Below are 16213 nucleotides of genomic sequence, written 5' to 3'. Positions count from 1 at the left end.
GCTATTTTGATAATTGATAGTGGTGATAAAAGCTATGTAACGCCGCCGTGACAAAACCAACGGTTAATAACAATAAAAATGGCAACATAAACCAATGTTGATGATTGATGGCCCACACCAGTACCACTGCATAAACTCCAGCAATAACAAATTCGAAAATAGCGCCTTTAGGGGCAACCGCCTTGTAGCGTTTTATTGACTCAGGCACAAGACTCGCTGCTTTTTCAGGTGTCACATTATCTTGTAACTCGCCAGTTTTAGGTGTGCGAACAAACTCGCTTTCTCGTCTTAATAACGCTTCAAGACCAGCTTTTGAATTATTGATAGCCAGCTGAATACCAAGCATGACTAAATTCGGCACCTTAACCAGTGCACGACTTTTATTGCGCTTGAGGGCAATTTGTCCCCAATAGAGGTAAACAAGATGGCCACCCGAAGACAAAATAAGCAGTGGAATATCTACCCACCAAATATTTAAAAAGTCATATTTATCACGTAACAATAAACTTGGCACTAAGAAGAATAATGTGTCTATTAACATGACAAAATAAGCTAGATTATTCGACAGGTGAAACGTTGATTCAATCTTTTTAGTGAATGGGATTTTAGCCCGCCAAACGGTCGGCAACATCTTAAGCATGACCTGAACACCACCCTTTGCCCAACGATATTGTTGGGTCTTGAAAGCATTCATGTCGGCAGGTAACTCACCGGGGCAAGGAATGTGATTCAAATAAATCATTTTCCAGCCTTTGAGCTGAGCACGGTAACTCAAATCGAGATCTTCCGTCAGCGTATCAGCACTCCAATGCCCTGCATCGATAATGGCAGATGTGCGCCAAATACCCGCGGTACCATTAAAGTTAAACAACATTCCTGTCGCGCTGCGCACTTGCTGCTCAAGGCTAAAGTGCGCATCTAACATAATTGCCTGCGTTTTAGTCAGTAAGCTACTTCGACGATTCAAATGTTCCCAGCGCAATTGCACCATCGCCACATCTTTTTGGGTGAAATAATGAATACTATCAAGCAAGGTATTAGGATGCGGAATAAAATCCGCGTCAAAAATAGCAATGAATTCCCCCGTTGCAGTATCCATTGCGTCTTTAAGCGCACCGGCTTTAAACCCTTGTCGATTAACACGTTGTACATGCTCAATATCAATGCCTTGCTGTTGGTAAAACTTAACTCGCTCAGCAATTAACTCACAGGTATCGTCATTAGAATCATCAACGATTTGAATTTGTAAACGGTCATGTGGATATTCCAATTTCACAATCGAATCAACAATCCGCTGCGCTACCATACGTTCGTTATACAGAGGAATTTGCACTGTTACTCGAGGTAACTGTTCAAATAATTTAGGCTGCTTCGGCTGAAATTTACGATAGCGAAACCAGCGAAATACCATCGATAAACGATGTAAACCAAACAAACATAAAATCAAAAGCAATACAAAATGTATTGCTATGATTGACATACTTAACACCGACATTACGTTAACAACCTATTTTAAAAAACTTTGGTAAAACCAATCTCAAACCTATCACCTTTTAGGATATTGTCGCCATAGATTTCGTTGGTGTAAGTGAATTCGACGCCATATCCCTTTAACGAACTGTTCTTATCAAAGCTCCAACCTGCAGTTAATTCTAATTTTCCAGAATCAAACTCAAATGGATTGGATAAATTTCCCGTGCTAACAGTCGTGGCATCAGAGTTTTCAGCACTTAAGATACCGTCTAACTTCGTTCTAAAATACAAATTTTCATTGGCACTAAAACCATATTCTAAAAGGTAACGATACTCATCAGAAGGATCGCCTTGGCGCAATCGATAACCAAATTCAGCACCGAAATAACCATATTCATTTAAGCTTTTTCCGATTAATACCTTAGCTTCATAGTCTGTTTGATCGTTGCCCAAACCATCTTCAGCATCATATAAAAACGGAGATTTAATTAAAAATGAGGTTGAAACAACAAATGGATCCGCTTGCCATTGGTATTTCAATCCTATTTCTGCATCGCCAAAACCACTAGCACTACTTTTTCCGAGGGATGTATCATTTTGATCATACGATTGATTCAATAATGAGCCATATAGAGAAAACTTTTTCCCTAATCCGTATTCTGCATACAACGACACACTATTGCTTTCAAAATCAACAAAGGTTGGATTCGAGCCATGATAATCTTCTGCTTTATAGGTGGCAAAACCTAATTTCGTATAACCAGACCCTTTCTTACCGACCCAGGCGCCAGCATTGGCATTAGCTGTTAATAACATGGCTGACACAGCAATCGCTGATGCCGAAATCTTAACCATTGAACCTTGAATATTTCCTAACGTTGAATTTTTCATTGTGCTCACTCGAGTTTATTTTTAGTAGTTGGATTGTTTCAAACTAGATTTTTGTCGTTAAAAACACAAGCGTATTAATACGTCTTAACTTAAACGTTAATGTTTTGTGATAAATCTGTTAGAAATTACTTAACGCCCAATAAGACCTAAGTAACGTGAGATTTATTTCAAAAATTTCGGAGTTTAATTAGAAAAGTTTAAAAATCAATTAAGCAGGTGTATTACTGGGGGCTTTAATTTTTTGAAGTGGGCTTGGCTTGTCAAATAGGTACCCTTGAAAATATTCAACATTGAGTGAACACAGGGTTTTGTAAATTGCTTCACTGGCCACATACTCAGCCACAACTTTTACTTCAAGGGCATGGCATATTTCAACAATGGCTTTAACAGTAACAAAGTGACGCTGATTCGTATCAATATCTTGGATTAGTGAGCCATCAATTTTTACAATATCGACTGGAATTTGAGTAAGATAATTAAAATTTGAATAACCACTGCCAAAATCATCAATGGCTAACTGACAATTAAAGCGTTTAATTAACTCCAAAAAGCTTTTGAAATGCTCACTATCAATATCCAAACTGTCAGACTCAACCAGTTCAATAGTAACGCGATAACCACATTGATATTGCTCTAATAACTGCGTCAATAATCCCATGGTAACGACATCACAAATATCCATATACGTGACATTAAGTGAGAACCGATCATCACTCTTGGAAAATATAGAGAATGCTTTTTCAAATACCAACTGAGTTAGTTTGTTATAGAGCTTTGCTTTGCATGCGTAATCTAAAAAGAAATAAGGCGACGTAAATATATCACTATCATGATCGTGATGACGCATAAGCACTTCCGTCGAATATACCCCCTTATCTTTATCAAAGATTTTTTGACCAAATATCGTAAATCCATCACAGTGTAATGCGTGCTTAATGCTTTGAGTCCAATCTACAGAATCTTCAATAGCCTTTAATAACTTACGTTGTGGCTTATACACGTTAATTTTTTCGCAGCTTCCTTCCGCTAACTTGATGGCATGACTAGCGTTAATGTAGGGATCCAAGCCATCGAAATTCTCTGCAATCCCCATAAATAACGATAGGTTTCTTGCTTTGTTTTGGCAAAAGAAACTTGTCTCTTCGAATCGATTAGCTATTTTTTTACAAAAATCAGCATAGCTGTCAATGCTATTATGCATACTCGATACTAGCGTAAATTGATATTCCCCCGTACGGTACAGGGTTAAGTCTCGGGTCACTAATGAACGTAAGTGACTCACAATCTCCCTGAGTAAATCAGTAAATTGTTGCTTATTAGTAATCTGATTAATTGCTTCAAGTTCATACACATCTAACACAGCAACTTTGACCGCCAATGCATTTTTTAGATCGCTATATAACTTAGTCTTATTTGGTAGTTTGGATTGACGATCCGTATTTTGAAATACAATGACCTTTTCTTTTTCAATTAGGCTCGTAATATCGTTGCGAATGGCAATATATTCAATAATTTCGCCATCAGTATTAAATATTGGGCTAATGGTGGAATCAACGAAATAACTATCACCATTTTTCTTACGGTTTGAATAACACCTTGCCAAATTTTTCCCGATTTAATGGTACGCCATAGTTCATTAAACAACGTTTTTGGGACATCTGAATGATTGATGACACTATGATTTCGACCTAAAAGTTCATCCATCTCATAACCCGAGATATCGCAAAACTTCTTATTGGCATAAATAATTCGTCCAGCAGCATCAGTTTTTGAAACGATTGAGCTAAAGTCGATTACCTTTTTATGTTCATTAAGTAAACTATAATTCACCGAATCAATAGCACGATTTGACTCAACGTCACGGCCTATTTCATCTTGAAGCGCCTTAATATCGATAATAGTCGCTAGTACCATGCTTTTACTTTGGATAGATATGTCTAGCAATCGGACATATGACTCACTGAGTCCGTCGACTTTGTTGCTATGGGTCCAAAAGAATTCTGCATGACCGTTGGCGTAGCACTCTTCTCGATAGTGCGCCGCTTTAGCCACCGAACTTTGACCATCTGGTTGATATTCAGGGGCAAATTTAGCTGGATGAATCGAAATACATTGTGATTTTTGGGAAAGTCCCATATAAGAGACGGCAGCAGGGTTACAATCTAAAATTCTATCTTTAGCCAATACAAATATGGGGATAGCCGCGCGCTCATAAGCAGCGGACGCAATATATTCGCTCAGGTTTGTAAATTTAATGTCTGATTTGCTACTCAATGCTTATACCTACGATAAATCAGCTAATGTCTGATACTAACTCTAAGAAAGTTTAGCATCCTGCTGAAAAAACTCCGCAATGTATATTTTATAATTTCTGTAGCTAAGTTGAAATTGAACGGTATCAATAATGACAGTATTTGAATCTGTCCTGAAAATTTTAAGAATAGTTTTTTAACACTTTAGACGTAAGTGCAACCAAGTGTTCTCATAAAAAGAAAATGTGGGAGTTGGTCGATAAGTTTACTTGGAAAAGTATTTAACATATTGTTTTTATTAAAGACTCCAATTGTTCTTCTGAAAAGATATGTAGGAGTGTTTTAGGAGGCTGCCCACTGATGTAGGCAGCTACTAAAAATTTTCGAGTCAGCGCGTAAGTCAGCTCAAATAAGATAATAGTTTTCTTCTACGGGTAAACATTAACAAAAAAATAAAATAGAGTATGCATCCCATAGAGCCACCGGAGTCGTCTTTCTTAGCTTTAACATCAATACTAACTTGTTGTGTAACCTGTTCAACGCCGTCACCGACTATAACCTCAAAAGTTAAAATCATATCTTCTTTAATATCAGGCATAGTAACTTTTATTTCACTACTTGTAAGTGAACTTAAGGTAGCTGTAGCTCCTGATATTTGTTTCCAGTTATAGTTGATAGTTTGATCATCTACATCAGTAGCCGTCGCTCTTAAGGTAACTTGAGCACCTTCATTCACAGTATAACTAGAAGCTGACACTTTTAGCTCTGGTAACTCATTAACAAAAATAACGTTAACCATTACTTGTTGTTTAGAAATGATACTCCCACCATCTGAAACTGATACTTCAAAAACTAATTCTTCATTTTCAATAACATTTGGCGCAGTTAACTCAATCGATGACTTATTATCATTATTTAATATATTAGTGCCAGATAGCTGCTGCCAGTTGAAAGTTATACTATCATTCTCAGGATCATATGACTCGCTTGCATCAAGTTTAAAATCACTATTTTCATCAACTGTTATATCTGTATTTTCAACAATAATGATTGGAGGTGAATTTCGTGTTGCAATATAACCAGGATCCCTTACTTGACCATTCGGACTACCATCAGTATCGTACACACCACCGTCAACAAGTATTACACGAACACATTCATCACCTACAGTTAACCCATCAGAATATAATTCACTTAAAGGTGAAGGGCAATTTCCATTAACCTTAACCGTGGAAGATATCGTATTACCACTAGTATCCCCCACAAAATTATGCCAGCCTAGTTCTTCACTATATTTTCTATAAACAGAATTTTCAGTTACTACAGCACCGTCGGGTAAAGGAATGACGACAGGTACTGGCTCTCCAGTACGGCTTAACCCTTTAACTTCAAAGTCAACAGGATATGAAACTGGTTTATAATCAATATCTTCAGTATTATCAGCTTCTTCATGATTAATAGTTAACTGTTCAAAAGTAAGTGATGCGTTTTCTACTCGCCCCCCCTCACTAGATATAATTTCTTGACCAACACTCAAAGTATAACCAGCTAAGGTCTGCAAAGGTTCATTATCATCCGCAATAGGCAATCGACTAGTATTACTATCATTATCTAAATAGTCTGCAATACCATCATTATCACTATCACCTGTACCTTCTTTTTTATCTGAAATACCATCTCCATCAGAGTCTATAGTATCTTCTAAAATAACATTTGAGTCTTTAACAATCAAACTAATATCTATTGAACTCGATAATGGCTGGTTATCTCGGTTTTCTGTAACTGTTAACTCAATATTATAACTACCTGCTGATACTAAACGTGGATCAAAGGTAAAAGTATTATCATCACTATCCAAGTCATTAATATTAGAGTTTGAAGCTGCCCAATGAAAACGATGACCACTCACTATATCTTCTTGGTTCAAATCAGTAAGCTCTGCAAAGATAGTTACATTGCCATCATCATTAAAAACAACATTACTTTGCTGTCCTGACTGTGTAGCAACCAAACTCACCATAGGAGCCTCATTATTATCAATAACTGTTACAATAATCTGATCTTTTTCACCAATAACCGCATTCGTAGCTTGTGTTAGTAAAAGTTCAATTTCATCACCAGCCATTAAAGTCCCATTATCATATACATTGATAGGTAATGACGCTGTTGTTCCTTGTTCAATAATTAATTTTCCATTTGATATGCTATGACCACCTGATAAAGCTGTTCCTCCTACTTGGTATGACACAACAACTGGGTAAGTCGCGGCATTACCACTTAAATGCACTGCCACAGTTGCATTACCTCCTGCTTCGGCATATACATCAACTGAAAATTCAACATTTGGGTTTATATGAAGCTGCTGATTAACAAAAACTTCATTGCCGGAATTATCTTTAGCTTTCCAAGTGACTTCATTTACACCTGATTTAAGTGAATATTCTTGAGCTAAAGTGACGTCAACGTCCCCATCAACAAGATCAAATGCTTGTGGTACATTGAGTAAACTTTCCATAACTAAAGTATTCAATCCTGCGGCGTTAATTGTTTGTATTGGAAGGTTGGCATCAAATTCAGGTGCTGTTGTATCTTCTACAATAATAGTTTGTGTTGCTATAGAAGTATTATTAGAACTGTCAGTTGCAGACCATGTGATAACTGTTTCACCTAAAGGAAATCCCCCATGTTTATCAGCAGTTATAACAACTTGCTCTGGAAATTGATCAGTAAATGTTGGAATTGGTAATTCTATATCTGTTAATTCAGCAGTTGCTTCAACGGTTATAGGAGCTATTTCATCAAATGTTGGGGCTTCGGTATCTGGCTCCAAGCTAATTGTAATAGTAGCTTGTGCTTCACTAATTCTATTAGCTTTATCTTTAGCACTAAACGTTACTGTAGTGGTGCCTTCTGAAAAATGTTGAGGGGCATTGTGAGTTATTAACTCAATATTGCCATCCACATTATCAATGGCACTAGCCGAAGATAAAAACGATTGGATTTTTACATGTGATATTACAGCTTCGCTTAATTCATTAACAAAAACGACAATATTAGAAGGGACAGAAAGCACTGGAGGCATATTGTCAATAACACTTACTGTTCTTGTCACAGATATAGCTTCGTTGCCTGCCTCATCACTCACATTATATGTTAAAGTGTAAGAGCCTACGTTATACGTATCTACTTCGCCCGTAACTTGAATATTGGTAGAAATATTGCCGTCAACATTATCTATTGCTGTTGCGCCTGAATCAATATAAACCTCACCTACACCTAACGTGATATCCGCCTCACCTATTAAGGTAATAAGAGGTCGTGTTTTGTCAACAACACTTACTGTTCTTGTCACAGTCATAGCCGCATTACCTGCTTCATCACTCACGTTATATGTTAAAGTGTAAGAGCCTACACTATTCGTATCTACTTCGCCTGTAACTTGAATATTAGTAGATATATCACCATCAACATTATCTATCGCTGTCGCGCCCGAATCAGTATAAACCTCACCTACACCTAGCATAATATCCGATTCACCTATTAAGGTAATGATAGGTAATATAGTGTCAGGAATAACACAATCATCTAGTGAATATTGAATTCCTTGAGCTGTTATTTTATTTAACAACTGGCTATGTTGCTCACATCCTATTGGATTACCAGATAGGTAGAGCTCGTCTGGTAACTCGAACCATGCAAGTATTGCAGTGATGTCCTTTACGTTGTTACTTGATATATCTAATTTATTCAATTCTATTAAATTGGCTAAAGGTGTTATATCAATGATCTGATTATTCGTTAAATTTAAATATGTTAAATTATTTAAAAAGGATAAAAAGGTAATATCAATTAATTCAGAGTTCCATAATATTAACGTTTCTAAAGAAGTAATATTGCCTAGTAACTCCTTATTTGTAATGTTTTGAGTATTTATTTCTAAGTAGCTTAATTTACTTAAATTCTTTAATGGAGATATATCAGTAATATGTGTATTTGTAACATCTAACCATTGTAATGATGAAAACGAACTCAAAACTTCAATATTTTGGATCGGGTTATTAGCAATATTTAACGTGTCTAGTGCTGTCAAAGGAGCTAAAAATGACAAATCGCTTATATTGTTTTCATTAATATATAAAGCCGTTAATAAGGGCAAGCTCTCTATCTGAGAAAAGTCAGCAATATTATTTTCAGATAAATACAAATGACGCAATTCAATTAGTTGTAATATAGGTGATAAATCACTGACGTTATTTCTCATAATAGAGATACTATATAACGACGTTAAGTTTTCTAGCCCAGATAAGTCTTCGATGCCTTTTCCAAAACAGTTTAAATCAGTAATTTGATTAAGTTTGGTTGAAGACTGGTAGCCTTCATACAGACATGCTTCTAAATTCGTATCAGCAAAATTAATGTCTCCCAGAGTTAACGATACCATGTTATCTAGCGGTGCTGGGTCTACCCCATCAAGTGAACCATCACCATCAGTATCTTCATTACTTAAAGAAGTTCCTAAATTATATTCTTCAAGATTAATTAATCCATCGTTATCTAAATCACCATTGGCATCGGTAGCGTCTAAGGGGTTTAAGCCATATGACTTTTCCACTTCATCTGGAATATTGTCATTGTCATCGTCGACATCATCATTATCAGTGATGCCATCGCCATCTGTGTCAGTATTATCAACCGTTGTTACAGATAATAAATTACCTGCGGCATCGTATTGATAGCTAATACTGGTGCCATTATCGTAGGTAACTTGAGTTAATCGAGATAGTGAGTCATAGGTATAATCTGAAGCAAATAGATGCGTTGAGAATACACTGAAAAATAATAAAAAAAATAAATACTTCATCCCAGCTCTCCTATTTGTTGAAATTATTAATTTCAATTGCTTTTTCAAAAGTTTGAACAACGCTAGTCAGTGTCTCTAAATACTTGCTTATATGATAATGCTTGTTATGTTTACTCATAACTAAGCCCCTTTTGTCTATTTTTGCTGATATTGTTTTTATTGCTTTGTTGGCGCTATCTATTCCACGACGAGCATTTTTTAAATTTTTTGGAGCATCCTTTATACTCATTAACATAAGAACTCCATCAGCAACAGAAATAAGCTCTTTTTCAAATAGTACATCATCACCTGCTATATTTCGTATCGGCTCACGTAATGCAGCTTTAACAGCAGTAGCTGGATTAAGTACATCCAATCCTGCACCTGCTACGTTTGTCATTCCTGCACCTAAGCAATTAATTGTTTTAAAAGCCATTCCATCCAACTTTTTCTTACAAGCAATAACCGTATTATTTGCGGGTTCATATATATAAACGACACCGATATCTTTAGCTACACGGCCTATAGCGTTAGCCGTATCCACGGTTTCATTTTTCAGATGTACACCAAAATCCTTTGTGTTTTTTATCCAGTGCTTTCCAAATAACTCAACTTTACTTAAGACCTTATACCCCTTAGAGCCGTACTCGAAGTATTTTCCACTAGGGTCAATCCCCATCACAGGATTGCCCAACACATAGGCATAACGGTTAAGAGTTTGTGGTGTTTGCATACTGCCCACCATGGCATCCAAGCTGATAAACCGCTTAATATCCTCCTTGTAATACCGCGCTCTCATATAATGCAGGCCATTGGAATCGTCCATCACACCATAACGCCCTACATATTTAAATGGATTATGAGTTGAGCCTTGAGAAGTAGTTAAGCCGTAAGGTGTGTAAGCATACTTATCGCTTACACGCCCATTTTCATCGGTTAATGCGAGGGTGTGGCCCGTTGGATCAAAGTGGTAATAATGACTATTGTTGGCAGCATCAATACTTGAAACTAAGCCATCACCATAAATATAGTATTGAGAAATAATGCCAGCAGCATTGGTTTCTGCCAATACATTCGCTAGTTCACGATTTTCATCGAGAATATAACGAGTTTCTATGCCATTTTGTGTTTGGCTAATACGGTTATTATTTTGATCGTATTGGTAGCTACTTAAGGTCTTGCCACCTTGAGTAATAGAGAGTAATTTGTCATTAACATCAAAGTTATAGACCTTTTTAACCCCGCTTTTGTCTTGTTCGGTAATACGCCCTGAGTCGTCATGAGTATATGTGTTACCCGCTCCTGACAATATGCGATTATTATCGTCATAAGTCATATTATTCTTGCTGGTAGGCAAGGTTGGAGCCAAAGGTAAGCTAACAGTAGCTTTTGTTATGTTGCCGCCACCGTCTAGGGTCATGGCGTGACTTGATATAATGCTGTTATCCGATTTTTTATTTTGCAGGTTGATTAATCGACCCGCTATGTCGTATTGATAAGTAGCTTTGGTGCCGTTACCCAATATAACTTGAGTTGGTTGTCCCGCATCATTACGAATATAAGTCGTGGTTTTATTAAGCCAGTCGGTAATGCTTACTAATTGGTCAGCATCGTCATAGCTATAATTTACGGTTTTATTGTTAGGGTAAATCAGTTGGGTTAAATTACCTACGCTATCGTAGGTGTAGCCGATGGTTTGTCCAAATTGGTTGGTGACGCTATTAACACGATTTAGTTCATCGTAACCATAGCTGATGGTATTACCTGATGACGTTTTAGAGAGAATATTGCTGTTTTCATCGTAAGTATACGTCACCTGTCTAACAACACCATTACTTGCATTAAACTCGGTCAACATTCTCACTCGGTTTGATTCGTCGTATTGACGATTTATGCGTTCCCCCGTTGGCATGATTTCATCAAAAACATTACCATTTTCATCGTAGGTAAAACTCCATGTGTGACCGCTATGGTCTTTACGAGTTAACACTCTATTTAACGCATCGTAGGTGTAGGCAGTCGTATGATTATTTGGGTCAGTAACGGTTAGCAGATTGCCGTTACCATCGTAAGTTGATCGGGTTATGCCTCCAGAGGGATCGGTTAATTTAGTTAAATTACCTGTAGCATCGTATTCGTAACTTGTTATTTCGCCTCGGCTATCACGATAGCTTGCTACTTGCCCTGCGGGATTATAGCCCCATGTTTGATAATTACCGTTGTCGTCTTCAACGCGTATTTTACGGTTAAGTGCGTCATAACTTGTGGTAACGGTACGATTTTCTGCATCAGTTACTGTGGTAACATTACCATTATCATCATAGCTATAAGTTACTACCGTTTTATTTAAAGGGTTTACTTTATATTTCACCTGACTACGATTGGTATAATGTGTTTTGCTGATTTGGTTACGTTCATTAGTAACCGTCATTAAACGCGACATCGCATCGTAAGCAAAACTTCGGCTATATCGAGTGTCAGCAACAGTGTAATTTTCTTTAACTTTACGATTTAGATCGTCATAAACGTAATCTGTGCGATTACCTCTAGGGTCTATGTGGTAGGTTAAATTGTCTGATGCATCATAGCCGTATTGAGTAACATAGGTATAGTTATCGCCAGATAAACTTCCGCCTTTCTCTGTGCGGGACAGCACATTACTGTTTTCATCATAGGTGTAAGATGTTAACAATCCTAAAGGAGAGCTTTCTGTTAATACCCTACCTAAGCCGTCATAAGTTTTGTTTATTTGGTTACTAAGGGCATCTACAATTTGAGTGTTGTTGCCGAACTCATCATATGTAAAGCGAGTGATGTTACCTTCTGCATCTGTTGTTTGTGTTAGCCAACCATTGCTATCAAACGAATTTGTTGTGGTAAAATTCCTAGGATCAATGATTGTGCTGGGTTGCCCTGTTTCGATAAATGAACGATAACGCATTGATGTGGCAACACCTGCTTGCTGTACCGAGTCAATTGGCGTTAAGTTAATTTGATTTGCTACCGTACTATACGTCGCATTTGTTTGACGATTTAACGCATCGGTAATCTGGTTGGGGTTACCTGCACCATCACTTGTATAACTGATAACGGTAGTATTATTTTTGGGGTCAACTGAGCTTGTAACCAACGCTTGTTCGGCTAATTTATAGCGACTTGTAACGCTTTTATAGGTTTGTTTAGTTTTATAATCACCAAAGTTTTGCGCATCTAAACGTTCTAGTACCCTGGTTCTATCATTATCTAAAATAAAACCAACATTATGATTTAAGCCATCAACACTAGGTTGCTCTATTCCTGTAGCTTGTTGACCATCTTCCTTACCATAAGTGAAATTAGTTTGTTGATTTAAACCATTAGTTATACTTGCAACTCGCTTATTACTATCGTAGCTCATGCTGAGTTGTAACTTAGTTCTTGGATCCTTTATTGAGGCAAGTTGATAACGTGCATCACCTGTTGTACCTACATAAGTGTATGAATAACTATTACCGCGCATATTACGTACCGCGGTGATCATGCTATTGGCATCATAAGTGTATTCAATATAACGGCCTGTGAAATCAGTCACCCGTTGAATTCGATTATTAGAATCACGGGTAATTGTGTAACTGCGGTTATTAGCATCAGTTAAGCCAGTTAAGTTGTTATCAGAGTAATTTAGCGTAAGTGTATTACCCAAACGATCTCCAATACTTAGTAAGCGACCAGCCTCGGTACTTGTTGGATCAGTAAAGTTATATAAACGGTTACCTTGAGTATAGAGAGTAAAGCTGCCATCACTATTTTCAATTAACCGATCAAAGTTTCCAGCATTAAAGGCATACCACTTCTGATCCATGTCTTTAAAATAATGTTGACTATGACCGTCTTCTTTAGGGGAAATAACCAATTCACGATTAAATGTTCCCGTGACAAACTCAGCTTTAACTTGATAGTTGAAACTCCATTGTTTTCCAGGTTCAGATAATGAATTGTATGAACGAATAAAGTTAAATGATGGACCTTTCCCAGATACAGCTATATCAGTCGAGCTTAAGTGATAGTTACCACTGGCAACGTCCACTTGTTTGAATAACTGACTACCATTACCAATAATCGCAGGATCGCCATAGCTATTAACTTTAGTAAGCTCGGTAAAGCAACTAGCTAGAGTACACGTAGTAAAGTCGGTATAGCCTACTAATAAAATATCATTGCTTGGGTCACTATCACCTTGTAGATCAAATATTCCAGCACGTACTGAACGTAATCCCGGTTTAACTAACGAGTACTCTACAGAATAGATATTGTCAGTTTGTGCTTCTAGCTCCATATGACCACCGGGAGTATTTTGGACAAACCACTCACCCTGTTGATCATCGAAATTAATAAACACTCCGTAACCATTGGGTAATGGCTCTGATAGTTCAACTGAAAATTTATAATCTACACCGATATTTATACCACTATCTTCAATAACGACATTAGAAACAAAACTTGGCAGTGCAGCGGAAGAACGAGTAAAGCTATATTTACCAGAATTACTTACAGAAGCATTTACACCGTCTGCTGCATAAAATTCAATTTCATAATTTCCGTCAGGTAAATTAGATATATCAATTTGCCAGTTAGTTGTAGTATCTGCATTTACAGGATCATAGCCCCAAGAATTAGCTGAATTATTATAAGTGGCTCCACTTGGCGAGATAACAGAAACTGATGAACTGATATCAATAGAATTAGCACCATTTAATTCAAAAATAGTAAAAGAGGTACGTGTTACATTGTTATTATCGTTAGTGTTAACGGTTGCCGTTAAGGTTGAACCAGAAGCTGCAGGTTGATTAACAACTGTAATAACTGGCATTGGGTCTTCTGGCACAGAAATAACTTTAGTGACATTATCTGACCTATCAGTATGATCCCAAACAGTTGCGCTCCACTCATAAGACCCCGCTCGAGTGTAGTTATTGCATAGTTGATCGGTAGAGTCACCTATATTACTGGCATAAGAGTGAGTGTCAGGCACGTTGTTAGGATCATCGCCCCAATTGATAAAAACTTGGCGAAGATTGTCATTTTGATCTGTCGCATTTAGTGATACACAATATTGCTCATTTAACACGGCTTCATTATCGGCGGAAACAATGGTTAATACAGGGCTGAACTGTTCGCCAGCAGGCTCTGTAACGGTGTAAGTGCCACTTTGTGAGCTTTCAACTTCTGATGAAGCGTTAAGTAATCGCACAGTAAAATTTCTATCAACTCCGACGGTATTGGCAATGCCTGTATAACTGTACGTATTATCGCTAGATAAGCTCATTACTTCATCATTATGACCAAAATTAACCGTTACTTGATATCCTGAAGGGAGTGTTTTTGTTAAATCAGCATAAAATGTAAAATTACTGCCTGATTCTGCTGATGTTGGGTTAGCATAAACATTAGAGATTGAAGGAATAATTGAATTAACAGTTATACTTTTTTGGACATTATCTTCTTTACTTGTATGGTCTAAAACCCTTGCTGTCCATGTGTAACTACCCGAATTATTATAAGTATGACATAGTGATTTGGTGTAACTTCCTGTATTTGAAGAGTAGCTATAGACTGAAAGTGATGAGCCATCCCCCCAATTAACCTCTACTTGTTTTAAATTATCATTTAAGTCTGTTGCAGCAAGCGAAATACAATAAGAGCTATCTTGAGAAACACTGCTACTGGCTGAAGAAATACTTAAGTTTGGGGCATACTGAGTTTCTGGCGGTTCAGTAACTGTATAACTATTATTTCGACTTGCTACAACTGCCCCAGAAGCGTCCAATAAACTAACGGTAAAATTTCTGTTATTACCTACGGTATTAGCTGTTGCACTATAGCGAAATGAATTACCTGAATAATTAGACATGGTTTTATTACCAGCACCAAAATCTACTTTCATGCTATAACCTGATGGTAATGAACGTGAAAGGTTACTATAAAAAGTAAAGGTGCTGCCAGCTTCGGCTGATTCAGGGCTGACAGAGGTAGATAATATCGTTGGAACTGTGGTTATGGTGAAGTTACTACTGTTAAGCACACAACCTTTACTTGTGTCACTTTCTAATACAATAGCTGCTTTAACATAATATGTATTATCAGAAATATTAGTTTTAGTATGAGATAAATATCTAGCCGAACTGTTTAAAGTTTTAGGGGAGTTTTGTTCAAGTTTGTTTCCATTTGAAAGGTAGAGATATAACTGACCTTTCAACAATGAATGATTAACATTAGAAGGATAATATAACCTCATATGAGCAGTACCTGTTGTTGTTTCAGCAACAGTAAATGTACCACTTGAAATAATATCAGAAATATAGCTTTCTACTGTAGTATCAGTACAAATTTCTTTAGATAGAGATGAATTAGATAATGATATATCAATACTTGCATAGGGAGAGAAGGATATTAAAAGCAATAAAAGAAAAGACGATATATTGAATATAGCTTTTGTTAAATTAGTATTTTCCATGCACACCTACCATTCCATTATTCTTGTCTGAAATTTTTACGTGACTTCTTAGCCACTATCTTCACCTAATACTGCTATGAATCAAACATAATGTCCTCTAATTAGGTGGCCTAAAATCACTATGCCACTACACATCTGAAAATAAAACCACTTTTTACGAAGATAAAGGTATTTGTTACCCGTAATAGCCTTCATAGCCTTCATAGCCTTCATAATTTGGGGTAAAAAGGAAACCGTGTACCAATCCGTGTGTCAGATTTCATT

General features: G+C 36.9%; 6 protein-coding genes. All 6 read right to left on the bottom strand.

Translation table 11 applies throughout. The annotated features are described in order from the left end of the window. Position 1: 1 nt before the first annotated feature. Positions 2–1480: a glycosyltransferase gene (locus tag ACMAZF_RS02500; protein ID WP_435275918.1), complete on the bottom strand. Its 1479-nt coding sequence runs from the start codon at positions 1478–1480 to the stop codon at positions 2–4. A gap of 32 nt (positions 1481–1512) precedes the next feature. Further along, positions 1513–2364, bottom strand: coding sequence for a hypothetical protein (locus tag ACMAZF_RS02495; protein ID WP_435275917.1), 852 nt, complete (start codon positions 2362–2364; stop codon positions 1513–1515). Positions 2365–2572: 208 nt separating this feature from the next. Continuing rightward, a complete protein-coding gene (locus tag ACMAZF_RS02490; protein WP_435277161.1) occupies positions 2573–3817 on the bottom strand; it encodes an EAL domain-containing protein in 1245 nt (414 codons plus the stop codon). Between the two features lie 17 nt (positions 3818–3834). Continuing rightward, positions 3835–4638, bottom strand: coding sequence for a PAS domain-containing protein (locus ACMAZF_RS02485; protein ID WP_435275916.1), 804 nt, complete (start codon positions 4636–4638; stop codon positions 3835–3837). 378 nt (positions 4639–5016) lie between these two features. Then, positions 5017–9477, bottom strand: coding sequence for an immunoglobulin-like domain-containing protein (locus ACMAZF_RS02480; RefSeq protein WP_435275915.1), 4461 nt, complete (start codon positions 9475–9477; stop codon positions 5017–5019). Positions 9478–9487: 10 nt separating this feature from the next. Beyond that, complete coding sequence (locus tag ACMAZF_RS02475) at positions 9488–15949, bottom strand: RHS repeat-associated core domain-containing protein (RefSeq protein ID WP_435275914.1); 6462 nt, start codon at positions 15947–15949, stop codon at positions 9488–9490. Positions 15950–16213: the final 264 nt, after the last annotated feature.

Origin of the sequence: Psychrobium sp. nBUS_13, assembly GCF_051201665.1 — a bacterium.
Classification (GTDB): Bacteria; Pseudomonadota; Gammaproteobacteria; order Enterobacterales; family Psychrobiaceae; genus Psychrobium.
Note: the sequence above shows the minus strand (reverse complement) of the source record. Positions and strands in the feature narration are given on the sequence as shown.